Below are 25,836 nucleotides of genomic sequence, written 5' to 3'. Positions count from 1 at the left end.
CTCTCGCTCCGAGGCTTCGACAAAAGAACAAAAACTGGAGGCGATCATGACTATCACGACCCGTGGTGTGCATTCGATCGATCATTACGCGCTGTTCGTGCCTTCACTGTCCGACGCGCAGGCATTTTTCGCCAACTTCGGCCTGGGTGTTGGCCAAACCCAAGGCGGCCTGGATTTGACCGCCGCCGATGGTCACCGCTGGGCAAGGGTGTTGCAAGGGCAGAACAAGTGCCTGGCTTACCTGACCTTCAACTGCTTCGCCGAGGACTATGTTGCCTTACGCGAGCAAGCTGAGGCTGCTGGTGCCCGATTTGAGGAAGGGGATGGCGAAGGGTTCTGGTTCCGTGACCCGGATGGCAACCTGCTGCAGGTAAAAACAGGCGCCAAGCATATGCCTGACAGCAAACATGCGGCCGCACTGCGCCAAACGGCCGTGCGCGGCGCCGGCACCCGTGACGCCGTGGCGCAGGTGCGCCCACGGCGCCTTTCGCATGTGCTGCTTTTCAGCCCCGACGTGGCCCGCGCTGTCGACTTTTATGGTCGCGCGCTGGGGCTTCGCCTGTCCGACCATTCCCAGGACATCATTGCCTTCACCCACGCTCCTCACGGCTGCGACCACCATCTGGTGGCCTTTTGCAAGAGCAGCGCCAAAGGCTTCCATCACGCCGCCTGGGAAGTCGACAGCGTCGATGACGTGGGCAACGGTGCCGAGCAGATGGCCAATGCAGGTTACCGCGACGGCTGGGGGACCGGGCGGCATTGCCTGGGGTCCAACTACTTCCATTACGTCCGTGATCCTTGGGGATCGTTCTGCGAGTACTCGGCAGACATGGACTTCATAGACGCAGGCAGCCAATGGCCGGCCGGTGATTTCCCGCCAGAAAACTCGCTGTACTTGTGGGGCCCGAATGTCCCCGAGTACTTCGTCCTCAACACCGAGACGGACAACACACCCGTCAAGGGTTAACGCCTCAGCGACGCAGGCCGCAACTGGCCCCGAACTTTCCTGCCAGGCAGGGAGGAGGGGAGCGGCTTGCCCAAACCCACCCGGTTTCAGGTCAGCACAGATGAACGAAAACAAGATCCATGATGTAGCCATCGTCGGTTACGGCCCTGTCGGGCAGACCCTCGCCATCCTTCTCGGGCGCATGGGCTATGACGTGGCTGTGTACGAGCGTTGGCAATCCCTCTATCCACTGCCGCGTGCGGTGTTCCACGACCATGAGATCCGCCGTGTCTTGCGCATGATGGGGCTGGAACAGGCACTGCAAGCAATTTCTCAGCCCTCGGCCTGCTACCAGTGGTTCAACGCCGACTGGAAGGTGCTGGTGGAAATCGACTGGTCCGCCGAATCGATCAGTGACGGCCCCTTCGGTTACTTGTTCAACCAACCTGGCCTGGAGGCCATCCTCGACCGCACTGCCAAAGCCATTGGCAACGTCGAGGTGCACCAGGGCTGGGAAGTCCTGGCGCTGAGCCAGGACGCCGACGGTTGCGCACTGCACATGCAGCGCACCCAGCGCGAAGAGCAGGCGCAACCTGACGAACAGCGGCAGGTGAAGGCACGCTACGTCATCGGTGCTGATGGCGCCAACAGCCTGATCCGGCGTCAGTGCGGCATCGACTGGCAGGACCTGGGCTTCGAGGAAGACTGGCTGGTGGTCGACCTGCAACCCAAACCAGGCGTAGAGCTTGATGTGCCAGACATCGGCCAGTGGTGCAACCCGGCGCGGCCGACCACCATGGTCCCTGGCGGGCCAGGCTATCGCCGCTGGGAGTTCATGCGCCTGCCCCATGAGCGCATCGAGGACCTGCAGAACCTGGACAAGGTCTGGGAGCTGCTGTCGCCGTGGGTCACTCCGGATACAGCGACTCTCGTGCGCCATGCCGTCTATCAGTTCCGCTCGCGCATCGCCCACACATGGCGCCATGGCCGTGTGCTGCTGGCCGGTGACGCCGCGCATCTGATGCCGCCATTCATGGGGCAGGGGATGTGCTCCGGGATTCGTGATGCCTGGAACCTGTCGTGGCGGCTGGACCTGGTCTTCAAGGGTCTATGCGCCGATACCCTGCTCGACAGCTACACCCTGGAACGCAAACCGCAGATCCGCGCAGTGATCGATGCCTCGGTGGAAATGGGCAAGGTGGTCTGCGTCGCCGACCCGCAAAAGGCCGCCGAACGCGACGCAGCCTTCCTGGCCGGCGAAGTGCCGCCGCTGCCACCTTTCCCGGGCCTGGTCGATGGTGCGGTGTACAAGAATCCGCTTACCGGCAGCACATTGGGGCCTGCCGGCTCGCTCGGGGTACATGGCGAGATCGAGCATGACGGGCGCACCCAGCGTTATGACGATGTGTTCGGTCGCGGCTTCCATTTGCTGAGTATCGGCGACGATCCATTGGCCGGCTTGAGCCTGGCACACCAGGCCCTGCTCGAACATCTGCAGGTGAAAAGCGTGCGCCTGAGCCTCGACGGCACGCCGGGTACTTCCCGTGACCTGTCCGGCAAGTATCACCGCTTCCTCGCCGAGGCCGGGTTGCAGGCCGTGCTGGTGCGTCCGGACTTCTACGTCTACGGCGGGGTGAGCGAACCGGGCGAACTGCCGCAACTGCTGGATGCATTGGGCCGCGACCTCGGTGTGCAGCAGGCTCGAGGCGAAACACTGCAGCACAACCAGCCGCTCGCAACACAGGTGTAGCTCGCCCACGCCGCAGGGGCACCCCCTGCGGCTCCGTTCTGAAAACAACAACAAGAGACAGATCGATGCACAACATCAAGGTGAAAACGCTTGGTGCGGTTCTGGCCGCCCTGGCGATCGTGGAAGGCCATGCTGCCGAGGCACCAGCCCCGGGTGAGGGCAAGTTATTCAAGACGTTTTTCGGGGGCACCCTGGAACGTGACTATGGCATCACCGTATCCAACCTGCTGGACATCGCTTACGTGCGCAACAACCGCTCAACCCATGACGAACGCGACGATGGCCTGAGCAACCTGCCGCTCACCGGCATGTCTGACGAGGGGCTGGAGTGGGGCAGCCTGCACCTGTTCGTCGACAAGGCCTTGAAGGGCACCTTCGTGCCGCGTATCACCCCGCTGCCGGGCCCCAAGCCTGAAGCGTTCGCCTTCGGTTTCACCTTCGAGGCCAACTACGGGCGTAACGCACAGTTCGCTCGAACCTTTGGCTGGGACATGCACTGGAACATGAACGAGGAGGACAACGACAAGGCGCAGCGGGACAAGCAGCGCTTCTTGGCCATCCCCAACATCGCCGCCATGGCCTACGTGCCCTATGGGCCGGGCTTGAACTTCATGGCCGGGGTGTTCGGGCCGGCATTGGGCTATGAGATCCCGCCGAACATTCGCCAGGCCCGCAACCCCTTCGCCAGCAAGACCTATGCGTTCGTCAGCGAGCCGGGAACGGTTTCCGGTGTACTGGTTGGCACCCGGTTGCTTGACGGCAACCCTGGCATTCTCGGCCTGGAACTGGGCGTGGTGCAGGGCTGGAACAACCTGCGCGACAACAATGACGGCAAGTCGTTGAACGGCGCACTGCGCTGGCGCACGCCGGACATGGACACCTGGCTGGACTATGAATTCATCGTCGGCGATGAACAGAACGACAGTGTCAGCGATGTGCAGGCCCCGACCTCGCGCTTGATCGCCGACAGCGGCCAGCTCAAGCAGCAGCACTCGCTCAATGGCTGGCACAGGTTCGACGAGCATTGGTCGCTGGGCGCCGAGCTGGTGTATGGCCGTCAGGCGGGTGATGGCAAGCCCACGACCGTGGACGTGGTGACCGGGCCGGGCTTCGACGGGGCTCACTGGTGGGGGGCGAACGCCGTGGTGACCTATCAGTACCGCCCAGACCTGTCGTTTTCGGTGCGCGGTGAGCATTTCAGCGACCCGGACGGTTTCATCCTGTTTCCCACCAGTACCAGCCGCGGTGACTTCAATGCGCTTACCACCGGGCTGCGCTGGGACGTCAGCAGCAACCTCTCGTTGCGTCCGGAACTGCGTTACGACTGGTTCGACGCCCGTGACCGTGACCGCCCCTACGGTAATGGCCGCGACCGCACACAACTGACCACCATGATCGAAGCGCTGTTCTACTTCTGACCGCCCGCCACAGCCACGAGTACCCCTGCCATGCACGACAATGACAAGAAATGGAATGCGCGTTACGAGTACGCCGCCGTCGCCATGCTCGCCCTGGGCTTCGGCCTGGTGGGCCTGGATCGCTTCATCATCTTGCCGCTCTTCCCGGTGATGATGGCCGACTTGAAGCTGGATTATCAGGACCTGGGCAATATCTCGGCAGTGTTGGCCATCGCCTGGGGCATTTCATCGATCTACATGGGGCGGCTGTCCGACCGCATTGGCCGGCGCAAGGTGCTGATCCCCGCAGTGCTGCTGTTTTCCCTGCTGGCCGGCCTTTCCGGGCTGGCCAATGGCATCGCCGCGCTGCTGCTGATCCGCGCGGTGATGGGGGTTAGCGAAGGGGCGTTCACCCCGACCGCCATCGCCACCACCGCAGAATCATCGCACCCGGCCCGGCGCGGGTTGAACATCGGTATCCAGCAGGCGTTCTTCCCGATACTCGGGCTCGGGCTGGCGCCGATCCTCGCGACCCAGCTGCTGTTGATTCTGCCTTCCTGGCGCTGGGTATTCGTGGTGGTTTCGCTACCGGGCTTCCTTCTGGCCTGGTTGATGTTCCGCCACTTGCGGGAAACCCGTCCAGTGGCCGCGACTGCCCAGCTGCAAGACCAGGCTCAGGGCCGCTGGCTGGATGCGCTGCGCTACCGCAACGTGCCTCTGAACATCCTGGGCATGTTCTGCATGCTCACCAGCCTGTTCGTGCTCAGTGTGATGATGCCCAACTACCTGACCGACTACCTGCACCTGTCCTTGCAGCAGATGGGCTTCGTCATGTCCGCCATCGGCCTGGGCGGGTTCATTGGCCAGTTGCTGCTGCCTGGCCTGTCCGACAGGGTTGGGCGCAAGCCCGTGGTGTTGGGCAGTTTCATCGCCACCGGCCTGTGTATCGCCTTGCTGGTGCGCACTGGCGCAGAACCGTTGACCCTTTTCGTGCTGCTGTTCCTGACCACCTTTTTCAACTTCAGCATGATCTGCATGACCGTCGGGCCGATCACCAGCGAGTCGGTACCATTGCCACTGGTGTCTACCGCCACCGGCCTGGTCGTAGGAATAGGTGAGGTGTTCGGCGGCGGCGTGGCACCGGCCCTGGCCGGATTCATCGCCCAGCACCATGGCATCCAGTACACCCTTTATCTGGCGCTGGGCGGGGCGATACTCGGCCTGCTGGTCGCCAGTGCGCTGGGTGAAACCGCCCCGGTACGTCGCGCTGCGGCTGACAGCCAGACGGGTGATGCCGCCTGAGGTAGTTGCAAGTATTTGCCGGCCGGAGGCCGGCATGATCCCGTCAGGCTCATCACCGGGCTGGGTTGTCGTCATGCGCAGGATGCGCATGCCGTCGCAGGCACTACCCGTGCCCTGTGGCGCCGTTTCCCCCACGCGGAGCTCGGCGGCGTCGGTTACAAGCCGACGCCGTCCGAACTTCATTGGCGCGGTTGGCAAGTGGTTTGCGATCCGGCCCTTCCGGCGATGACTCCGCTACCCATTTTTCCACCGAAGAGTGAGCCATGATCGAATTTCACAACATTACTGTCTTTCAGCAGCAGACACCTGTATTGGAAGAGTTCTCCCTGCGTATCGCCGAGGGTGAAAAGGTGGCGATCCTCGGCCCCAACGGTGCCGGCAAGAGTATCTTGCTCAAACTGATCAGCCGTGAGCTCTACCCCGTCGATCGTGCTGGCAGCCATCTGAAGCTGTTTGGCGACGAGACCGTCAACCTATGGGCGCTGCGCAGCCGCATCGGGTTCATTTCGCAGGACTTGCAAGAAGACTACACCCCATTCACTCAGGCGCTGGACGTGGTGGTATCCGGGTTTTTTGGCGCCATCGGCTGCCATGACCACTTGCAGCCAAGCGAAAAGCAGTTGGAACAGGCACGCAGGCTGCTCGCCGTGGTGGAAATGGCCGACCACGAGCGCACGATGTTCCAACGTCTCTCCACCGGCCAGAAGCGCCGCCTGCTGCTGGCCCGCGCGCTGGTCCACCAGCCTGGCGCACTGATCCTCGACGAGCCGGCCAACGGGTTGGACATGGGTGCGAGCCTGGGGATGCTGGACCTGCTGCGCACTTTCTGTGGCAGAGACCGGGCGATGATCATCACCACCCATCATATCGACGAGATCATCCCGGAGATCGAGCGGGTGATTCTGTTGGACCGAGGCCGTATCGTCGCCGATGGCCCCAAACGCGAAGTGCTCGACAGTGCTTTGCTTTCCGCTCTATACCAGCGTGAATTGCGCATCAGCGAGCAGGGGGGCTGGTACCGTTGCTGGCATGCGTAAAGTTCGCCCACCTTTGATAACCCAATGGAGTCAAACTTATGAAGGCAGCTGTGGGCGAAGCGGCCTTCTCAGAGGCTATCGGGATCGCCGAAGAACATCTGTATTCGTGACCGCAGCCAGCGTTCCGCGGGGTCATTGTCCTGCGCCCCGCGCCAGGCCATGTGCAGTTCGAACGTACGCACTTCCATGGGCAAATCTTCCGCGCGCAGCCCGCCGGCTGCAGTCAAGGCATCGGCCGTGTAGTCCGGCACCGTGGCGACGATATCGGTCCCTGCCAGCAAGCTTCCCAAGCCATTGAACTGGGGCACCGCCAGCACCACATGGCGCTTGCGGCCGATTTCTTCCAGCGCTTCATCGATGAAGCCTGACAGGTCACCGGCAAACGACACCAGCGCATGTGGCCGTGCGCAGAAGTCGTCGAGGGTGATGCTGCCCGGCACGCTGTCGGCGCGCAGCAATTTGGGCTTGCTGCGCCGCAGCACCTTGCGCTTGGCGTTGGCCGGCAGTTCGCTGGTGTAGCTGACACCAACGGAAATCTCGCCCGAGGCCAGCAGGTTCGGCATCAGCAGGTAATTGACCCGGCGCACTACCAGGACAATGCCGGGGGCTTCGGCGCGAATGCGCTTGAGCAGTTGCGGTAGCAGAGCGAATTCGGCGTCGTCCGACAGGCCGATGCGGAACACTGCGTTGCTGGTTGCCGGGTCGAACTCGGCGGCGCGGCTGACTGCGGTGGAGATCGAATCCAGCGCCGGCGACAGCAGGGCGAAGATTTCGTGAGCCCGTGCAGACGGCTCCATGCTGCGGCCGGTACGCACGAACAGCGGGTCATCGAACAGGTTGCGCAGGCGTGACAGGGCCGCGCTGATCGCCGGCTGGCCGAGGAACAGCTTCTCGGCGGCACGGGTCACGCTACGCTCATGCATGAGCGTTTCGAACACGATCAGCAGGTTGAGGTCTACGCGACGCAGGTCGTTTCGATTCATCGGTGCGCTTCGCCTAAAGTGGGGCAGGGGTGAATCTTAAGGCCAAAGGCTGTTACCCTGCACCGTTTTCCGGGGGCCAATGCACAGGAAAGTCAGGTGCCCAATCGATGACAGGCATGTCGACTATTAATAGCCACTGATGGTCTAACGGCAAAAGCCCGGATAAAGTCCGTGGTAATACGAGATTCACACAGGCGAGGTATGCGATGTCCCGCATGATCCGTTTCCACAAGTTCGGCGCTGCCGATGTGCTCCGTTGCGAGGAGCAGGCCGAACCGTCACCTGCCGTCGGCGAGGTGCAGATCCGCGTCGAGGCGATCGGCGTAAGCTGGTATGACGTGCTCTGGCGGCAGAACCTGGCGCCATCTCAAGCGCGGCTGCCTGCGGGGATCGGCCACGAGATGGCCGGTGTGGTGACGGCGGTCGGCGAAGGCGTCGAAGATATCGCAGTGGGCGACCGGGTCGCCAGTTTCCCGGCCACCAGTGCCAACGATCACCCGGTGTATGGCGATGTCATCGTTCTGCCACGCACCGCCATCACCCGCTATCCGGAAATTCTCACGCCGATCGAGGCCAGCGTGCATTACACGCCGCTGCTGATCGCCTATTTCGCCTACGTCGACCTGGCGCGTGCCAAGGCCGGGCAGACCGCGCTGGTCACCGATGCCAGCCATTGTGCCGGGCCGGCTTTCGTGCAACTGGGCAAGGCGCTCGGCCTCAAGGTGTTCGCCGCTACCAAGGAGCCCGAGCAGCGTGAATACCTGCTGGGCCTTGGCGCCGACAAGGTGATCGTCACCGAAGAGCAGGACCTGCTCATGCAGGTGGGCAAGTACACCGATGGCCGCGGCGTCGACATGGTCCTCGATGGCATGGGCGGGCCGCAGATGTCACTGCTTGGTGATGTGCTGGCGCCGCGTGGCAGCCTGGTGTTGTATGGCCTGCAGGGGGGCAACCAGACACCGTTCCCGGCCTGTGCAGCGTTCCAGAAGAATATCCAGTTCTACGTGCACTGTATCGGCAACTTCACTGGCAAGCCGGAGCTGGGCATCAGCCAGGACCAGGTGGCATTGCAACGGGCCTTGCGCGATATCAACCAGTTCACCGCCGATCAGTTGCTGACGCCACAGATCATCAAGGTGTATCCGTTCGCTGATGTGGTCGAGGCCCATCGCTACATGGACGAATGCCCCTGTGGCGGGCGGGTAGTGCTCGATATGACGTCGCGCTGACGGCATAACTGGCAAAGAAAAACCGGGCTTATGCCCGGTTTTTTGCATTTTGCGCGGCTATATTTCATGAGATTGAAGTTGTTAACTTTGTAAGTTGATGTTGCCAAGGGGTTATGGACGGGTTTTTAGCCGGCTTTTCTACGTTGCACATTCAGTACTTGCTGATTTCTGAATGGTTTTTTCATTGGGATCTGTATCTTTTAATCCCTATTCAACGCTCGATAATGGCGCATTGATAGTTGGCGCAAGGAGCGTGCAGTGAAGACGAGTAGGCACGGCAGTGCGCGGTTCAAGGCGGTACAGAGCTCCTGGTTGGGCTCATATCTTTCAATGGTGTGGCGACAGCGTACTGCAACTTCAAAGCTTCCTGTTTAATTGTAGGAAATTTCTTCAAGTTAAATCCGCTGCGCTGAATTTTCAGGTGGCGTGCTTTTGTGTTGAATGAAGTTGTGAGGTGACGCCGTGAGTATTGTTCACGACCAGGCTATGCACTTTATCTATCAGCAGGTGCTGGAGCGCCTGCTGAAACATATGTCCAAAGAGCAACGCGCTTCGCTGCAGTTGCTGATCCAGCGTTTGCTGGTGGCCGCTGGCGGGCCGGAATACATCGGTACTTTCAAGTTGCTTGTGGTTCAGGGGGGAGACCGCCGTAGTGCCCGGCTATTGGCCGTGTTGCGTGCCGCCCAGCTGAGCATCGCCTTGCGCGCACCGGTCACCTTCAAGTTGCGGGTACTGGTCACCTGTGTGCCGGCTACCAGCGGCGCATTGCTGGAGCAGCATGAGCGCACCTTCAACACCTTGTTCATGCACGATGATCCGCGTGTGCAGTTGCAAATGGTCGAGGGGGCCGCATTGGTGCCTTTCTGTCGCCAGGCTGACACCACGGACCGGCATTTGCCGCTGTCACGCCAAGCCTTGCTGATGTTCGGCCACCTCGTCGATGCACGCCCCGAAGCACTGCTGGGCAGTCGCACGCATCTGGAACTGGCCGATGCCATGCGCCTGGCGCTGGCCGCGCACCCGGGCGCCGATGCGCTGGTTACCGCCATACCTGCCAGCCAGCGGCGGCGTTTTGCTGCCTGGGCCCGGCGGACCCTGCGCCAGGCAGGTGCTGCCAGTGCTGGCTCGTTGCATCAATGCGTAGACAGCCTGGCCAGGTGGCTGGGCCAGTTGCATGCCATCGCAAGTTCACCGGGCGGGGTAATTGGCGCGCCGGTCAGCACCCAGCAAAGGCCATTGCCGTTGCGGGTCATCGTGATTGACGATCTTCTGGCCCAGTTGCTCAGTGAAGGTGAACTCGACTTGATGATGGGCTGGGGCTTAGAGCCGGTGGGCGAAGGCGCACCGCTGGGGGCATTTGTCGACCCTCTGGCGCTGGCGCAGTTGCACGAGACAAGCGGGCGCTGCAAGGCGCCTGCCGCCCCCCGGCAAGCATTGCACCTGGTCGGCCAGGATGCATCTGGCAATCTTCAGGCGCCTCAGCAGGCACGCTTCGCCAAGGCCTATGGGCTTGAGCAGACCCAGCTCGCCTGTTTGTTGTACCGGCCGTTTGCCAACCAGGGTGCGGGGCTGGAGCGGTTCCTGCAATCCCGCCATGCCGACATGCTGGTGGCCTTGCCGTATCTGCATCGGGCCCTGCAAGGCAAAACCTGCCCTGATGCCGTCAAGGACTGGGTCGTGAATACCAGCGGCCTGCCGCTGGCGCAGTTGCGCATGGTCTACAAGGGGCGGCTGGGGCCGGGTGTCCGTCAATTGCTGACCAACCTGGCGCGGCGTGATGTGCAACTGCGGTTTTTGCGCTCCGTGATGCGCAAGGCTTCATCCTGATGGGGCGCGAGTTTGCCTACCAGGCGGTGTACCGTTACCTGGTCGCGCTGATCGATGAGGCCGAGCGAGGCGGGCAGCCGCGCCTGCCGTCGCTGAGGGCGTTGTCCAGGCGCTTGCGAGTTTCGTTGGCGACGGTGCAGGCGGCCTACAGCCTGCTTGAGCAAGAAGGGCGTGTGCAGTCGGTACCAAAGTCTGGCTATTTCGCCCAGGTCAGCCTGAAGGCCGGCAGGGCTGATGAAGGCCATGGGCTGCCCGCGCAGCCGTTGCTGGAGCGCGCGTTGTTCGCCCATGAGCGGCGCCTGGGGCGGCTGCGTGCGCGGCCCACGCGCGTGCTGGGCGGGCCACGGCTGCGTGACGCCCTGGCCGAGCGCTATACGCGCTCATCCCGTCAATACTGGCGGCCCGAGGATGTGCACCTGGGCCCTGATGTGCAGGCGCTGCTGGAAACGCTGTTGCAGGCACTGGCGCTGCATGGCAGTACCGTGCTGGTCGCCTCACCGTGCTGTTGGCGTATCCTGCGGGCCCTGCAACGCTGCGACATGCGGGTCCTTGAAGTCCCGCTGGATGCCGGTGGCAGCCCTGATATAGGCAACCTGTCCAGGCTGCTCGGCTGTGAGCCGGTGCGCATGGTGATCATGCCTTCGTGCCTGGGTATCCCGGCGGGGCGCCTGATGCCCCAGCGCGAACAGCAGCAGATCGCTGATTTATTGGCAGTGCACCCGGTCTGGTTGCTGGAAAACGATCTGGACAGCGAACTGTGCTTTTCCATGCCACAGCGCTCACGGTTGCGCGACTGGGTGGACCCGCGCTGGCTGTTGATATTGGGTTCGCTGGAGGCGACCGTGGGGGCCGAGGCACCTTATGCCTACCTGCTGGGGCGTCCTGATGCCTTGGCAGAAGCGTTCGCCCAGCGTGCCTTTCAGCTTGCCCCGCTGAGACAGCAGGCGCTGGCGCAGATGATCACCACGGGCGAAATCGATGAGCACCTGGCCCGGATGCGAGTCGTGCTGCACGGGCGGATGGAGCAACTGTGCCAGCAGCTGTGTACGGTGTTGGGCGCACAGGTGGCCTTCGACATGCCTGAGGGCGGGTATGCCTTGTGGGTGCGCCTGCCTCCTATGATGGTAAGCGCTCAGGCCGTGGCAGCGACTGCGGACTCGGCATTGCAGGTGCTGGCGGGTGAGCAGTTCGGTCTGGATGGGCGTTATCGGCAGTTCCTGGCGCTGACCTGGCTGGGCGAGCAGCCCAAGGCGCTGGTCGAGGCGCTGGAACGCCTGGGGCGGGCCTTGGCGTTTGACGCCATTCGTCGGTAGCCCGGCGGAATGAACCATGGTGCTTGCTTGCGTGCGCAATCTGTATGTATAAACAGTACTCACTCTTGCTGCCCGATCCCGCCTCGTGATTGCCCACTCCGTCGATGACCCGCTGTATTACCTGCACAATTTCCGCCAAGTGTTGCGCTGGGTCGAGTCACGTTATGCCGACCTGCTTGATGAGCAGGAACTGGCGTTTGTCCAGGCGTTTGCCGCGCTGGCGCAGCCGGCCCAGGCGCTGATGGTGCGCATGGTGATGCGCAAGGGTGAGCTGTTTCGCTGCGACCGCCTGGACTATGCCGAAATCGGTGACACTGCGGCCGCCTTGCAGCCACTGTTGGCGCTGGGCTGGGTGCGCGAGCCGGAGGTCCTGAGCCTCGAGCAACTGTTCGCACTGTTGCGCAAGGACGAACTGGCCCTTGGCTTCGCCGGGCAGTTGGCCCGCCCAAGCGCGGCAAAGGGCGACCTGTTGGAGCAGTTGCGGCCACTGTCGCTGGCTCCCAGGCCCTTGCACGAGTGGTTTGCCCAGGCCCCGGTAAGTATCGTGCAGTGGTGCCTGCAGCCGCTGTGTGATCGCATGCGTTTGTTGTTTTTCGGCAACCTCTATCAGGACTGGTCGGACTTCGTGCTGGCCGACCTGGGCCTGCTGCGTTTCGAGCAGGTACCGTTCAGCCTCGACTCACGCGCCCTGCAGCAGCGCAGCGAGGTCGATCAGGCCATGGCGCTGCACCAGTGCGGCGAACGTCTGGAACTGGGTGAGGAGCCGGCATCGATCCTGGCGACACTGGCCAGTCTGACTATCGACAACCCGTGGCTGGCGCGGCGCCACGGCCGGCTGCTGTTTGCCGTGGGCCAGCAGTGCGAGCGCCTCGGAGACTGGGACCAGGCGCTGGCGGTGTATGCCCGTAGCAGCCACGCGCAAGCGCGTATTCGCCAGGTTCGTGTGTTCGAGCGCAGCGAGCGCTGGGAGCAGGCCCACGCATTGGCCCGGCAGCTGGCTGCCGAACCGGCCAACACCTTGGAAGTGCAGGCCTTGGAACGCATGTTGCCGCGGCTGGCACGCAAGCTCGGCGGCCCCGCACAGCCACGCCGGCGCCCGGCTGTGCCTGAACTGATCGAGTTGGAGTTACCGCGCGAGCAGGCAGCGCTGGGTGTCGAGGAAGCGGTGCGGCAGTACCTGGGGCAAACCGGTGGGCAGGCACACTACGTGGAGAACACACTGTTCAACAGCCTGTTCGGTCTGTTGTGCTGGGAGGCGATCTTCGCCCCGGTGCCGGGGGCTTTCTTCAACCCGTTCCAGGCGGCGCCTCAGGACTTGCATGACAGCGATTTCCAGCAACGGCGCGCGGTACAGTTCGCTGCGTGCCTGGGCCGCCTGGATGATGGTTCCCATCGCCAGGCCATCCTCGACTCCTACGCGACCAAGCAAGGCCTGCAGTCACCGTTCGTGTTCTGGCCCATGCTCAGCGAAACGTTGCTCGATCAGGCGTTGACGTGCCTGCCCGCCGCGCACTTGAAACAGTGTTTCCTGCGCCTGTTGCAGGACATCCGCAACAACCGCGCCGGCATGCCAGACCTGATCCAGTTCTGGCCGGAGCAGCAGCGCTATCGAATGGTCGAGGTCAAGGGCCCCGGTGATCGCTTGCAGGACAATCAACTGCGCTGGCTGGAGTTCTGCGCCGAGCACGGCTTGCCGGTGGCGGTTTGCCACGTGCGCTGGAGCGAGCCAGCGTGAGTTATCGCGTGGCGGTGCGGGCACTGTGCGAGTTCAGCGCCAAGGTCGGTGACCTGGACCTGCGCTTCACCCCATCACCCACGGCTCAGGAAGGTATCGAAGGGCATCGTCGGGTGGTCGCCCGGCGCGCCGCAGGCTATGAGGCGGAGGTCGCCCTAGAGGGCGAGTACCAAGGCTTGCTGGTACGCGGGCGCGCCGATGGCTACGACCCGGTCGCCAATCGACTGGAAGAGATCAAGACCTACCGCGGCGACCTGGCGCGGCAGCCGGCCAATCATCGCCAGTTGCACTGGGCTCAGGCCAAGGTCTATGCCTGGCTGCTGTGCCAGGCGCGGCAGTTGCCGGCCATCGAGGTGGCGTTGGTCTATCTGGATGTCGACAACGACAGCCAGACGCTGATCAGCGAGCACTACCGCGCCGATGCGTTGCAGGGCTTCTTCGAAATGCAGTGCCAGCGTTTTCTCGCTTGGGCCGTGGCTCAGCAACAGCGTCTTGCCGAACGCGACCAGGGTTTGCAGGCCTTGGGCTTTCCTTACCCCCAGTTCCGCCAGGGCCAGCGGCAACTGGCGGAAACCTTGTACAAGGCCGTCAGTACCGGGCGCTGCCTGATGGCCCAGGCCAGTACGGGTATCGGCAAGACCCTCGGCACCTTGTTCCCGCTGCTCAAGGCCATGGTCCCGCAGCAGCTGGACAAGGTGTTTTTCCTCACGGCCAAGACCCCGGGCCGGGCGTTGGCGCTGGACGCGCTGGGCCAGATCAGCGCGGGCACGCCGCAGCCAGCGTTGCGCACCCTTGAGCTGATCGCCCGGGACAAGGCCTGCGAATACCCGGACAAAGCCTGCCATGGCGAGTCTTGCCCGCTGGCCCAAGGCTTCTACGACCGCCTGCCCGCTGCACGCGAGGCAGCGGCCATGCGGCCCATGCTCGACCGCGCCGGCTTGCGCGAGGTGGCCTTGGCGCACCAGGTTTGTCCGTATTACCTCGGCCAGGAAATGGCCCGCTGGGTGGACGTGCTGGTGGCCGACTACAACTACTACTTCGATGCCCACGCCTTGCTGTTCAGCCTGACCCAGCTCAACCAGTGGCGGGTCGCGGTATTGGTGGACGAGGCGCACAACCTGGTCGAGCGCGGCCGCGGCATGTATAGCGCCACCCTCGACCAGGGCCAGTTGCTCGCCTTGCGTCAAAGCAAGCCGCAGGGGCTCGGCAGCGCCCTGGACAGGCTGAATCGGCAGTGGAATGCGCTGTACAAGGCGCAGCAGGCTCCGTACCAGGCCAGTGAACAATTGCCGGAGGCCTTTCTGCGGGCCCTGCAGCAGTGCATCGGGCTGATCCAGGAGCGCATGAACGAAAAACCCGCCGAGATCGATGCCCAGATGTTGCAGTTCTTCTACCAGGCGCTGCAGTTCAGCCGGGTGGCCGAGCTGTTCGACGAGCATTTCCTGTTCGACATCAGCCTGCGCGAAGGCCCGCGCAAGCGGCAGCTGGCCAGCCTGTGCCTGCGTAACGTCACCCCGGCCCGGCTGCTCGCCCCACGCATGCAGGCGGCGCGCAGTGTGACGCTGTTTTCCGCCACCTTGAGCCCACGGCACTTTTATACCGACCTGCTCGGCATGCCGGCCGACACCGCCTGGCTGGAGGTGGCAGCACCGTTCCGCGCCGAGCAGCTCGAAGTGCGTATCGCCAGCCAGGTCTCGACCCGCTATCGCGAACGCCAGGCTTCACTGGCGCCGATTACCGAGCTGATTGCCGACCAGTATCAGCGCCAGCCAGGCAACTATCTGGCGTTCTTCAGCAGTTTCGAGTACCTGCAGCAGGTGGCCAGCCTGCTTGCCGAGCGTCACCCCGGCATCCCGCTGTGGGCCCAGGCACCGGGCATGGATGAAGCCGCGCGCCAGGCCTTTCTCGATCGCTTCGTGGCAAACGGGCAGGGGGTAGGCTTTGCCGTGCTCGGCGGGGCGTTCGGTGAAGGCGTCGACTTGCCTGGAACCCGCCTGATCGGGGCCTTCGTCGCCACCCTTGGCCTGCCCCAGGTCAACCCGGTCAACGAACAGTTCAAGCAGCGCCTGGGCCGGCAGTTTGGCGCCGGTTTCGACTATGCCTACCTGTACCCCGGCGTGCGCAAGGTGATCCAGGCCGCCGGGCGGGTCATCCGGGGCGACCAGGACCGCGGTGTGCTGGTGCTGATCGACGAACGATTCGCCGAACAGCGGGTACAGCAGATGTTCCCGGCATGGTGGCAGGTGGCCGTTAAATAATCCTGGGCGGCCCCATCGCACGGCATTGCAACTCCCAGTACACTGCGTGTTCCAACACCAACATCTGTTGAACTCGAGGTTTTTGCATGACGCTCAGTCCTTTGGCAGGCAAGCCGGCTCCGGCCAGCGTGCTGGTCGATATCCCCCGCCTGCTCACCGCTTACTACACCGGCCGCCCTGACGCCGCCGTGGCGGCCCAGCGCGTGGCCTTCGGCACCTCGGGGCACCGGGGCAGCTCGTTCGACCTGAGCTTCAACGAGCACCATGTGCTGGCGATCACCCAGGCCATCTGCCTGTACCGCCAGGAAAAGGCCATCGACGGCCCGCTGTTCATCGGCGCCGACACCCACGCGCTGTCCGCGCCGGCCGCGGCCAGTGCGCTGGAAGTGCTGGCCGCCAATGGCGTGCAGGTGATGCTGTCCAAGGACGATGAATACACCCCGACGCCAGCGGTGTCGCATGCCATCCTCTGCTACAACCGTGGCCGCAGCCAGGGCCTGGCCGATGGCATCGTCATCACCCCGTCGCACAACCCGCCACAGAGCGGTGGCTTCAAGTACAACCCGCCCAACGGCGGCCCGGCCGACAGTGACGTGACCAAGTGGATCGAGGCCAAGGCCAACGAACTGCTGGCCGCAGGCCTTGTCGGGGTCAAGCGCATGGACCATGCCCAGGCGCTGCAGGCCGCCACCACCCAGCGTCATGACTATGTGACGCACTACGTGGCTGATTTGGAAAACGTCATCGACTTCGACGTCATTCGTGGCGCCAACCTGCGCCTGGGCGTCGACCCGCTGGGCGGGGCAGGGGTGCGCTACTGGTCGGCGATCGCCGAGCGCTACCAGCTGAATCTGGAAGTGGTGAACACCGAAGTCGACCCGACCTTCCGCTTCATGTGCGTGGACTGGGACGGCCAGATCCGCATGGACCCATCCTCGCCTTACGCCATGCAAGGCCTGATCGGCCTGCGCGAGCGTTTTGACGTTGCCTTTGCCTGCGACCCGGACCACGACCGCCACGGCATCGTCACCGCTGACGGCTTGCTGCAGCCGAACAACTACCTGGCGGTGGCCATCGATTACCTGTATCGCAACCGCCCGCAATGGCGCAGTGACGCCGCGGTGGGCAAGACCGTGGTATCCAGCGGCTTGATCGACCGCGTCACCGAGCGCCTGGGCCGTGAGCTGTACGAAGTGCCGGTGGGCTTCAAGTTCTTTGCCCAGGGCCTGTTCGACGGAACCCTCGGCTTTGGCGGTGAAGAGAGTGCTGGTGCGTCGTTCCTGCGCAAGGACGGCACGGTCTGGGCGACCGACAAGGATGGCCTGATTCCGGCGCTGTTGGCGGCCGAGATGACTGCCCGTACCGGGCGCAACCCGAGCCAGGCGTACAACGACCTGACTGCAGCGCTGGGCAAGCCGTTCGCCACCCGTGTCGAGGCCAAGGCCGATGCACGGCAGAAGGCGGCGTTGAGCAAGCTGGCACCTGAGCAGGTGAAGTCGACCGAACTGGCGGGTGAGCCAATCGTGCAGATCCTCAGCCATGCGCCGGGCAATGGCCAGGCGATTGGTGGTTTGAAGGTGATGACGGCCAATGGCTGGTTTGCCGCGCGACCATCGGGCACTGAAGACATCTACAAGATCTACGCCGAGAGCTTTGTCGACGAAGCGCACCTCAAGCGCCTGGTGGAAGAGGCGCAGGTGCTGGTGGATGCGGCGATTGCCTGATTGGTCTGATCGGGGCCGCTAAGCGGCCCATTCGCGGGCAAGCCCGCTCCCACAGATTTTGCGCAATTCTCAAGTCTTGCGCTGAACCTGTGGGAGCGGGCTTGCCCGCGAATGGGCTGTAGAGCAGCCCACCCTCACTTATGCAACATCGACCAGGACGATTTCGCTGTCCTCGATAGCGGTGACCTTGAGCACTTCCTCCTGCTCGATCGCCACCCCATCCCGGCCCTTGGCACGCAGCCCATTGACTTCCACCAGCCCCTTGGCCGGCACCAGGTAACCCCGGCGCCCGGCATCGAAGCGGTATTCGGCGGTTTCGCCAGCGCGCAACGTCGCGGCCACCAGCCGTGCATCGGTACGGATCTGCAAGCTGTCCTCGTCACCCGCGCGGCCGCTGGCCAGGGTCACGAAGCCTTCACCGCGCTCGCCTTTCGGGAACGGGCGGGTCCCCCAGGACGGTGCATCGCCAACCTTCTCCGGCACAATCCAGATCTGGAAGATGCGGGTATCGACCTCTTCCAGGTTGTACTCGCTGTGCACGATGCCGCTACCGGCACTCATCACCTGCACGTCGCCAGCCTCGGTACGGCCCTTGTTGCCCAGGCTGTCCTGGTGGGTAATGGCGCCTTCACGCACATAGGTGATGATTTCCATGTCGCGGTGCGGGTGCGGCGGGAAGCCGCTGCCGGCAGCGATCAGGTCGTCGTTCCAGACCCGCAGGTTGCCCCAGTGCATGCGCGCCGGGTCGTAGTATTCGGCAAACGAGAAGTGGTGATGGGCGTCGAGCCAGCCGTGGTTGGCGTGGCCAAGGCCTTCGAACGGGCGCAGTTGCAGCATGGTCGTGCTCCTTGAATCAGTGGAATGAAGCCATGATGCGCCAAAAATAGATCGAAAATAAGCGTAAATATCGGCTGATTATAATCAGCTTTATCGATTTATAGTGGCGATGTGGATTATGCGATTCATCGCCTAATCCACTGATCTGCAAGCATTCGCTGGCGATTTTTGGTGGATGCGGCGAACATGGCCGCTGATCTGATATTCAACGGAGTGACCGTGGCCCACGAGCAACCCCAGGCCCCTGCCGAACTGACCCCGCCAGCCCAACTGCCTTGGTTCCGCCGCCTGGCTGCACGCCTGTTGGGCCGTGGCCTGACCCGCCTGCAGGCGCAACATCGCGAATCCTGGAGCCTTGGCCACGCGCAGGGTTATGAAGCAGGTCGTCAGGTTCTGGTGATCCGCGATTCACGGCCGGATACCGCCGCGGTGCCCGAACAGGACGACAACCTTTTCGATGACTGGCGCCTGCCCCTGACCGCGGAGCTCAAAAAACGCTTCAAGGCCGACGTTGCCCAGCGCTTGCCCACAGAGGCCCAACCCAGCGCTGCGCAGTGGAAGCTGATCTTCAGTGACACACCGTCCACCTGCGTGGTGGCCGGCGCCGGGGCGGGCAAGTCGACCTCGCTGGTGCTGCGCATTTTGCTGTTGCGTCACTACCTGGGCTACGAGCTGGACGCGATGACCGTGGTCACCTTCACCCGCGAGTCGCGCAAGGATTTCATCAAGCGCCTGGTGCAGGTGTTCACCCTCTGGCAGCTCGACCTGCAACCGGCCAAGGCTCGCGAGCTGGTGCGTACCTTCCATTCACGGATCTTGCCACTGGTGCGCAGCTTGCCTGGCTTCGGCCAGGTGCGTGCGTTCGAGGCCCTGGGCAACGAGATGCCGGCCGGCCAAGAGGCCGAAGGGGAAAGCAACCCGTTCGACCTGCGCCTGAACGATGCCCAGCGCCAACAGCTCAACCAGTGCTACGGCCAGTTGCTCGGTGAAAGCCCGCGCTTTGCCGAGATCGTCGCCATCCTGCGTCGCGAGGCCCTGCAGCTCAAGCCGCTGGACCCGGGTCACCCGGATGTGCAGAAGCGGGTGCAGGTCACCCAGCTGGCCGCCCAGCGTGACGAAGAACTGTGCGATGTGATCGAAGACCTGTGGTTCGCCGCCGGCGCCTGGCCGATCAAGGGTATCGAGCCTTGCCGCGAAACCGTCGAGATCCGTGGCAGCCGCTTCCATGTGCATGGGCGCCTGGAAGGCCTCGATGCCTGGGTGGTGCTGGGCTTCGACCCGGCGGAAAGTGCTCAGTATCAACGGCCCGGCGCCAAGCTGGCGGTGCGTGCCGAGTGGGCGGTCAAGCGCACCTTGTTGCAGGCGTTCTGCGACAAGCCGCTGATCTGGCTCGACAACTACGCCATGGCCAAGCGCCTGGCCGCATCGCTGGCCGGTGATGCCGTGGCCGGGCCCGGTTTCGAGTACAAGGTCAAAGGCGAGCTGGCCCCCGCGCCGCTGCTCGACGCCTTCGTCGGCGCCGCCAACTTCATCGAAAACCTTGGCCTGGAGGTGAACCCGGCCGTGGCGGCCATGAGCTTCCCGTCAGGCGATACCGACGCGCTGTTCTTCGAAGCGTTGGCCCTGTACTGGAAAGCCCTGGAGGCGCACCTGCTGGACCAGTCGCCGCCGGTGATGAGCTACAACCGTATGTTCGCCCTGTTCGGTGAGAACAACCCGGAGAACCTGCAGCTGCTGCCCGACCCGTTGCTGCGGCCGCTGGCGCATCTGATGATCGACGAATTCCAGGACGTCTCGCCGCAGATCGTCAGCTGGCTGCGTGCCTGCCTCGTGGAAATCCGCCGCCGTGGCCCGGCCATGCATACCGGGCGCAATGCCCAGCATTCCTCGCTGATGTGCGTGGGCGATGACTGGCAGTCGATCTACGGCTGGCGCGGCAGTTCGCCAAAGTACTTCATGGAGTTCTCCAAGGCCTTCCCATCGCCGGCCAACACCCGGGTGATGCTGGTGGACAACTACCGGTGCCAGCAACTGGTCATCGATGCGGCCGAGCACCTGGTCAAAGGCACGCCTGCCATTGCGGGCAAGAGAGCGCGAGCCAGCGGGCCTGCCGCCGTGTTGCCGGGCTCGCCGGTGAAGGTGTTCGAGCGCGATGAAGCCGCGTTGGGGGCAACGCTGGTCGAGCACTACCAGCGCGGTGAATCGGTGATGCTGTTGTACCGCAAGAGCAGCGACAAAGCCCTGATGAATGAGCACCTCCATGGCGTGTTGCAGGCCGAGAAGTTGCTGCCGGCCGAGCAGCGTCGCCTGCGTCAGCTGACCTACCACAGCGCCAAAGGCTTGCAGGCGGATGCGGTGTTCATGCTGGGCGATTGCCAGTACCTGACCAGCTCGCCTTACAAGAACCAGGTGTACCGCCAAGCTGGCTTGGGCCGTGCGGGCGACGCGCAGGCGTTCGACACGGCACAGAAGGAAGAAGTGCAGCGCCTGGCCTATGTTGCGGTAACGCGTGCGGTCAGGCACTGCTACTGGCATGTGGAAGTGGCTAATGCGGAGGCAGCCAGGCTGCCCCGCGCTTCAAGCCAGGTGGATGGCCGTCAGCCGTTCTTTGAAGACTTGAGAGAACAGCGTGGCGAGCAGGTCAAGGCTGGTCGGGATCACAGGCCACAATAGTGCGCTTGCTGAGGGCCAGTTCGTCTGCAATATAGAGTGTCCCGGCATTCTGATAGGCGAAGTTGTATCCCCACTCTTTAACTGTAAAGGGTTGCAGCTGCCCCTGCTCATCAAAAGGTGAATGTGTGCCTGTGAAGGGTGAGGCCGGGGCAGGCAGGACATTTCCCTGTTCATCCACGCGTGGAGCAGGCTCTGCGCGGATTGCCCTGCCAAGGGCCTCCAACACGTCAGGGTCTTGCGGAAGCGCTGGCGCGGTTTGCGCGTCCAGCGCGCTGTCCAGATAGTCTGTAACCATCCCCCATCGCTCATTGAGGCTTGTGGCGAGACGCTTCGTCACGTAATGCTTCCAGAGGGTGTGTTCGGCCACCCAGTCCCGTCGTGGCTGGGCCTGTAGGTCAGCAGCCTTTACCCGCTCTGTCACGTTCTGTTCCGTGCTCAAGGACACAGGTGGTTCATAGTCCAGGTCCGGTCCAGGCTCGGGGAAATCAAGCGCAGTGTGCAGGGACGTGCGCAGCGCAAGGCGCATGTCGTGGTGATGTGAGTTATCGCGCAGCAGGACGTCATCATCGATGTCATCCACGTCATCAAGGGGCGGCGCGTTGTCGTTACCGAGGTTACGCCGCTGCCTTTCGAGCAGTTCGGTCTGCCGGGTATAGCGTCGGCCCGCGATGCGTTCTGCCCGTCTGTTGACCAGCGCCCGGCGATACAGTTGACGAAAGCGCAGGTAGAGCTGGTCTGTGGTTGTTTCAGTGCTGATCATCAGTGCGTACGTATCGGCCTCTACGTGCAGGGTACTGAGGCAGTCGGCAGCCGCGTTATGGTCAAAGGCTTGGAACCCGTCACTCAAATCATTCAGGTATGTCAGCAAGTCACGGTCTAGACCGGCACCTTCGAGTACGCCCCAGACGTGTTCGGTTGCTGACTCGGGCAATACGCTCAGGCTTTCGACGGCCTGCTTCAGGGAGAGGTTTTCACTGCCGCCAAACAACTTGCTCCACAGGGCTCGGCGTGCTGGGCTGGTGTTGATCAGCAAGCGGTTGATGTCAATGCCCACGCCGGCATTCTTCAGTTGCAGGGCCGCGTTTTCGTCAATTGGATTGCCTCCAAATAGCCACTCCATGTCCTGACGGTGCAGGAGGCTCTCGGTGAAAGGTGTGGCGAGAACATCCTCAAGTGCTGGCACTTCGCCTATCTGATTGGCGCTTAGGTCCACCTCAAGCAGTTCGAAATCGTACCAAGACATCAAGGCCGTCAATCCCTCGGGCCACTCAGTCAATCCGCAATCACTCAGGTCGAGCCTTTTCAGGAAGTTCATTTGGGCAAGGTTGGGTGACCGGACGAGAGGATTGCCCCTTAAGTTCAGGGTGCGTAATCCTCGTAGATTCCCGAGGTTTGCACGCGCTGTTTCGCTCAGTTCTCCAAAGCCGTTGGCGGGCAATTCCAGTGTTTCAAGTTTGGGGAAGCTGGCTAAGGCATCGAACAGCGAGTCAGCTGCCAACTGAGGGTTTCTGGCAATTCTCAAACTTTTTAAATTGGGAAAGCATGGAAGGAAATCTGCCGGGATCTGCTGCAGACCAAGGTTGTCGATTTCCAGATGTGTTATGTGGTCAAAGCGCGCCAGTAGTGGCGGTAATGTGGTGATATTCATCTCTTCAAGTGTAAGCGTGGCACCCTCATCCTGGCGCCAGGCTTCTTTGATCTGCTGGCTGAACCGTTGGCGATCTGCTCGCTGTTCGTCATTGGCTTGCGATACCCAGTTTTCAAGGCGCTCGGCCAGGCCAGCCCGCTCCATTGAAAGCAAATCGATCTGAGCACCGACATCTCGACTTCTGGCACGTAGGGTTTCAAGCATTTCCCCGCGTTGTTCCATCGTCAGCCTTGGATACAGCTCCTGCAGGCGACGATCTTCGACGTTGCGGTTGCGTGCGCGCCACCAGCTGGAACTTTGGTTTCTGCCGCTCAGGGGGTAGCCCACGCGGCCGTCGCTGGTTCGAGCGGGTGAGCGGACGCTTGGTTTGATGGGTTGTTGCCCGATCAGGGTGGCAGCATGTGGCCGGTCTGCGCAGGCGATGTCGAACAGCTCGCTGTTGGTCGCGCCAGGGTGCTCGGCCTGCAGGGCCTCTATCAGTTTCTGGGTGTCAGCAGTGACGAGGGTGGGGTGGTTCATGCCCAGCAAGGCCCTGTCCAGGCGCACATCCGCCTGCAGCAGCCTGGCCTCCTCGGCCACGCGCAAGGGAACACGGCCCGCAGACATACGTTGGCGTTCGCTGGGGGTTGCATGCTCGGTGAGCGCTTCCAATGCCCGGCGTGGCAAGCCTGGGAACTGACGCCCCAAGGTTTGTGCCTCGCTGCTCAGTGGTAACCGCCGCGACAGGTAAAGGCTTTCGAAAAGCGAAGCGCGGTTACCCATCAAGTGGTCTGCCAGCCGGCCATTAAGCACCTGCGCGCGCAGTGCAGGAGAAGTACCCATTGGTAACAACTGGTCGGCCGCCTGCTCGTCAAGCGCATCGGCTACTATATCGCCCAGTTTGCCGGCTTCGAGGTCTGTGATTGTGACCTCTATTACGGTATCGGTTATCGCACCGCTGCCGCCGTAAAGCGTAAAGGCCCCCCAGGGCTCCGGCCCATTGAAAGCCTTGATGGCGTAGTGCACTGGCCACCCGGGCAACTCTGGCAGCGCCGCCAAGACATAGTTCTTGTAAGCAACGAGGGGGCGCCCGTCTAGAATACGCAGAATGATGTCTTCGGCCACGGCATCACAGTGAAGTCGATCCAGCGCATCGGCGAACAGAGATGGCGGCCGTTGCTCGGCAATATGGATGCGTCGCAGCACGTCTGCCTCGGTGCCTGTGGCACGCATCGCGTTGATCATATCAGCATCCTGCAAACCTTCGCTGATTGGGCCAAGCCTGCGCACTAGCTGTGCTTCATCCCAATCGAGCGGTTGTTCATGCTCCATCCGCCAGGCACCCTCACCGTAATTCGATGCGCGTGGTGGATAAGCCGATGCATCTTGCGGATGGGCCACGCGCCATTGCCCGTCCGCCGAGGCTTGCATTTCGTACAAGCTGGTATCCATGCGGGCGTAGTGGCGTTCATCCAGGGTGTACAGCCCCCGCTCATCGGGCGCCATGGTCTCTGGCAGCACGTGTGAGCTTGCGTAGCCTTCACTCCGGGCACTCCAGAGGTACTTTTTGCCGTCCTTGATGATGCTCTGCATCTCGTCGACGAATCCGGAGGCTTTGAGAGCTACAGCGCTACCACCGATCACGGCAACCGTACCGACATTGAGCAGAATCGATTCCAGCTGCGCCAAGGCCTCCGCGTTGTCGCCTTCCTCCCAGGCCTCGATGCCGTGGAACACGCTGCCCATGATCTGCGCCGCGCCAATGGTCATCATGATGGGGTTGAGTCCAGGGATGAACATGGCGGCGACGTTGAGCACGGTCAGGCCGATGTCCAGCCAGTGCTCGAGGCGTTCAAGCCGAGCTGTGGCATCGACGTCGGCGGTGGGTACAACGAGCACACGGGCGTCGGCCTTGAGCCTTTGTACATGCAAAGTTTCAAGGGCAACCCAGGGCTGTGCGGGTAGCAACGTTCTGGACAGTTCCAGGTGTGGTTTTGCCCGGGCTGCTCTGGGCTGCTCGTCGGTTATATAAAGGGCGCGGCGCAACTTGATAGTCAAGGAGGGCTGCAGCGCGTGGGGAGCTTGCGCACTGGTCAAGTTGAAGAAATCGTTATCCAGCAGGCGTTGGCTGAGGTGGGAATAAGCCTGCTGCGCCGATTCGAATTCCTGCAGGGGGGTGTCGCTGCCGGGCAGATACAGGATGACTGGATTGACAGTGTTTGGTGCATCCGGGCCGATCACCATCCATTCGTGAAGCGCGATCCCGAACAGGCTGATCCGCCAACAATGCAAGGGCTTATCGGCATAGCTCGGATGCCCGATGTTCGCGCAAAGCGTATGCAACGCGGCAATCCCGCTGGGCGACAGTTGATTGCGCAGCCTTGCTATGCGCGTCTGTACGCGCAATTCGTCTTGCCTTGCCTTGATTGCATGCGCCTTGATGGCGCCTGCTTGCTCGCCCTCGAAGACTGATGCCAGGTGGCTCTGATAGTGCTGACCGAGGTCCAGTGCCCTGCAGTGCTTGATGAAGGCATCGAGGCTCAAGCCCGGAATCGATGAACTATCATCGATTGCGACCTGCAAGTGGCTATGCCGCGTAGTGTCGTTTTCTCCCTCGAAATTGTGCAGGGCAGCCTCGAGCAGGCTGCGCGGCTGCGGCGCACCGTCTGGTACCACAGGTCGCAGCTCCCCAGGAACCGGCGGTGTCCCCGGGTTGAAGCCGGGCAGGGAAACCCGGGTAGCCTGGTAGACGTACTGTGCCTGGTCGACCGGGATGTGCGTGCCAAGCCTTGCCTGCAGCAATGGTTTACAGAATTCGGTGATGCCTTTGAGCCCGACCAGGGCATTGTGCAGGCTCAGGCGGCTGGCATCACGCAGCTTGATGGCCCGGCGCAGAGCCAATTGATCGAGGTCGGGCGCGTCGGTGTACCAATCGTAGGGCTTGCCATCCGCATCCAGGTATTCCTTGCGCAGGCTGTGCAGGATCCTGCTGGCATGTGCAGGGTGCAGGTCTTTGCTCCAGGTAGGCAGCGTGTTGACTATTTGTGTGTGATGGAATGGGAGTGAGGTTGTCATGCGGGCGCTCCTTGTGGTCAAGGGCGCTATGAAACCGAGTGTGCGGCCGTGATGTGCAGTTCATATCTAGTACCCGACGACGTGAGAGGGCGGTGTTGCACATGTGTTTGTCGTTGAGGGGGC

The 25,836-nt window shown here is 62.6% G+C and carries 15 protein-coding genes; 12 read left to right on the top strand and 3 right to left on the bottom strand.

Features of this window, described 5'->3' with window-relative positions; all coding sequences use genetic code 11:
* Positions 1-46: 46 nt before the first annotated feature.
* From BUQ73_RS14230 to BUQ73_RS14210, 5 genes are all read left to right on the top strand, one after another.
* Positions 47-967, top strand: coding sequence for a VOC family protein (locus BUQ73_RS14230; protein ID WP_079228502.1), 921 nt, complete (start codon positions 47-49; stop codon positions 965-967).
* 100 nt (positions 968-1,067) lie between these two features.
* Positions 1,068-2,696, top strand: a complete 1,629-nt coding sequence (locus tag BUQ73_RS14225; RefSeq protein WP_079228501.1) for a bifunctional 3-(3-hydroxy-phenyl)propionate/3-hydroxycinnamic acid hydroxylase — start codon at positions 1,068-1,070, stop codon at positions 2,694-2,696.
* 65 nt (positions 2,697-2,761) lie between these two features.
* On the top strand, positions 2,762-4,114 hold the full coding sequence (locus BUQ73_RS14220) for an outer membrane beta-barrel protein (RefSeq protein ID WP_079228500.1): 1,353 nt from the start codon (positions 2,762-2,764) through the stop codon (positions 4,112-4,114).
* A gap of 30 nt (positions 4,115-4,144) precedes the next feature.
* Entirely contained in the window at positions 4,145-5,395 is a 1,251-nt protein-coding gene (locus BUQ73_RS14215; protein WP_079228499.1) for an MFS transporter, read from the top strand.
* Between the two features lie 263 nt (positions 5,396-5,658).
* Positions 5,659-6,432 (top strand): ABC transporter ATP-binding protein, encoded by a 774-nt coding sequence (locus tag BUQ73_RS14210; protein ID WP_079228498.1) that lies wholly within the window; start codon positions 5,659-5,661, stop codon positions 6,430-6,432.
* A 68-nt stretch (positions 6,433-6,500) separates the two neighbouring features.
* Here the strand turns inward: BUQ73_RS14210 and BUQ73_RS14205 are convergent, their stop codons facing one another.
* Complete coding sequence (locus BUQ73_RS14205; RefSeq protein WP_060484950.1) at positions 6,501-7,415, bottom strand: LysR family transcriptional regulator; 915 nt, start codon at positions 7,413-7,415, stop codon at positions 6,501-6,503.
* Between the two features lie 206 nt (positions 7,416-7,621).
* Between BUQ73_RS14205 and BUQ73_RS14200 the strand changes: the two genes are divergently transcribed.
* The 6 genes from BUQ73_RS14200 (at position 7,622) to pgm (ending at position 17,501) form a co-directional block, all read left to right on the top strand.
* Complete coding sequence (locus tag BUQ73_RS14200) at positions 7,622-8,644, top strand: zinc-dependent alcohol dehydrogenase family protein (RefSeq protein WP_079228497.1); 1,023 nt, start codon at positions 7,622-7,624, stop codon at positions 8,642-8,644.
* Between the two features lie 462 nt (positions 8,645-9,106).
* The gene (locus tag BUQ73_RS14195) at positions 9,107-10,471 is read left to right on the top strand and encodes a hypothetical protein (protein WP_079228496.1); all 1,365 of its coding nucleotides are present in this window, start codon (positions 9,107-9,109) and stop codon (positions 10,469-10,471) included.
* Positions 10,471-11,784 (top strand): PLP-dependent aminotransferase family protein, encoded by a 1,314-nt coding sequence (locus BUQ73_RS14190; RefSeq protein WP_079228495.1) that lies wholly within the window; start codon positions 10,471-10,473, stop codon positions 11,782-11,784. The genes BUQ73_RS14195 and BUQ73_RS14190 overlap by 1 nt, the downstream gene beginning before the upstream one ends.
* A gap of 85 nt (positions 11,785-11,869) precedes the next feature.
* The gene (locus tag BUQ73_RS14185; protein WP_079228494.1) at positions 11,870-13,519 is read left to right on the top strand and encodes a VRR-NUC domain-containing protein; all 1,650 of its coding nucleotides are present in this window, start codon (positions 11,870-11,872) and stop codon (positions 13,517-13,519) included.
* Complete coding sequence (locus BUQ73_RS14180; protein ID WP_079228493.1) at positions 13,516-15,777, top strand: ATP-dependent DNA helicase; 2,262 nt, start codon at positions 13,516-13,518, stop codon at positions 15,775-15,777. Before BUQ73_RS14185 ends, BUQ73_RS14180 begins: the two co-directional genes overlap by 4 nt.
* Before the next feature lie 86 nt (positions 15,778-15,863).
* Positions 15,864-17,501: a phosphoglucomutase (alpha-D-glucose-1,6-bisphosphate-dependent) gene (gene pgm, locus BUQ73_RS14175; RefSeq protein WP_079228492.1), complete on the top strand. Its 1,638-nt coding sequence runs from the start codon at positions 15,864-15,866 to the stop codon at positions 17,499-17,501.
* Positions 17,502-17,639: 138 nt separating this feature from the next.
* Here the strand turns inward: pgm and BUQ73_RS14170 are convergent, their stop codons facing one another.
* Complete coding sequence (locus BUQ73_RS14170; RefSeq protein WP_027918739.1) at positions 17,640-18,338, bottom strand: pirin family protein; 699 nt, start codon at positions 18,336-18,338, stop codon at positions 17,640-17,642.
* 186 nt (positions 18,339-18,524) lie between these two features.
* Here BUQ73_RS14170 and BUQ73_RS14165 point away from each other — a divergent pair, with 186 nt between their 5' ends.
* Positions 18,525-21,011, top strand: a complete 2,487-nt coding sequence (locus BUQ73_RS14165; protein WP_079228491.1) for a UvrD-helicase domain-containing protein — start codon at positions 18,525-18,527, stop codon at positions 21,009-21,011.
* Here the strand turns inward: BUQ73_RS14165 and BUQ73_RS14160 are convergent.
* The gene (locus BUQ73_RS14160) at positions 20,980-25,713 is read right to left on the bottom strand and encodes a leucine-rich repeat domain-containing protein (protein WP_079228490.1); all 4,734 of its coding nucleotides are present in this window, start codon (positions 25,711-25,713) and stop codon (positions 20,980-20,982) included. The genes BUQ73_RS14165 and BUQ73_RS14160 overlap by 32 nt on opposite strands.
* Positions 25,714-25,836 lie beyond the last annotated feature (123 nt).

The sequence above is a fragment of the Pseudomonas putida genome (assembly GCF_002025705.1).
GTDB lineage: Bacteria > Pseudomonadota > Gammaproteobacteria > Pseudomonadales > Pseudomonadaceae > Aquipseudomonas > Aquipseudomonas putida_J.
The sequence above is the reverse complement of the archived record's forward strand: the minus strand, read 5'-3'. Positions and strand labels throughout refer to the sequence as shown.

Excerpts from the sequence above, each read along its gene's own strand:
- BUQ73_RS14230 (WP_079228502.1), top strand. The coding sequence starts at position 47 with ATGACTATCACGACCCGTGGTGTGCATTCGATCGATCATTACGCGCTG.
- BUQ73_RS14210 (WP_079228498.1), top strand. The coding sequence starts at position 5,659 with ATGATCGAATTTCACAACATTACTGTCTTTCAGCAGCAGACACCTGTA.
- BUQ73_RS14205 (WP_060484950.1), bottom strand. The coding sequence starts at position 7,415 with ATGAATCGAAACGACCTGCGTCGCGTAGACCTCAACCTGCTGATCGTG.
- pgm (WP_079228492.1), top strand. The coding sequence starts at position 15,864 with ATGACGCTCAGTCCTTTGGCAGGCAAGCCGGCTCCGGCCAGCGTGCTG.
- BUQ73_RS14215 (WP_079228499.1), top strand. The coding sequence starts at position 4,145 with ATGCACGACAATGACAAGAAATGGAATGCGCGTTACGAGTACGCCGCC.
- BUQ73_RS14190 (WP_079228495.1), top strand. The coding sequence starts at position 10,471 with ATGGGGCGCGAGTTTGCCTACCAGGCGGTGTACCGTTACCTGGTCGCG.
- BUQ73_RS14160 (WP_079228490.1), bottom strand. The coding sequence starts at position 25,713 with ATGACAACCTCACTCCCATTCCATCACACACAAATAGTCAACACGCTG.
- BUQ73_RS14225 (WP_079228501.1), top strand. The coding sequence starts at position 1,068 with ATGAACGAAAACAAGATCCATGATGTAGCCATCGTCGGTTACGGCCCT.
- BUQ73_RS14200 (WP_079228497.1), top strand. The coding sequence starts at position 7,622 with ATGTCCCGCATGATCCGTTTCCACAAGTTCGGCGCTGCCGATGTGCTC.
- BUQ73_RS14170 (WP_027918739.1), bottom strand. The coding sequence starts at position 18,338 with ATGCTGCAACTGCGCCCGTTCGAAGGCCTTGGCCACGCCAACCACGGC.
- BUQ73_RS14220 (WP_079228500.1), top strand. The coding sequence starts at position 2,762 with ATGCACAACATCAAGGTGAAAACGCTTGGTGCGGTTCTGGCCGCCCTG.
- BUQ73_RS14165 (WP_079228491.1), top strand. The coding sequence starts at position 18,525 with ATGGCCGCTGATCTGATATTCAACGGAGTGACCGTGGCCCACGAGCAA.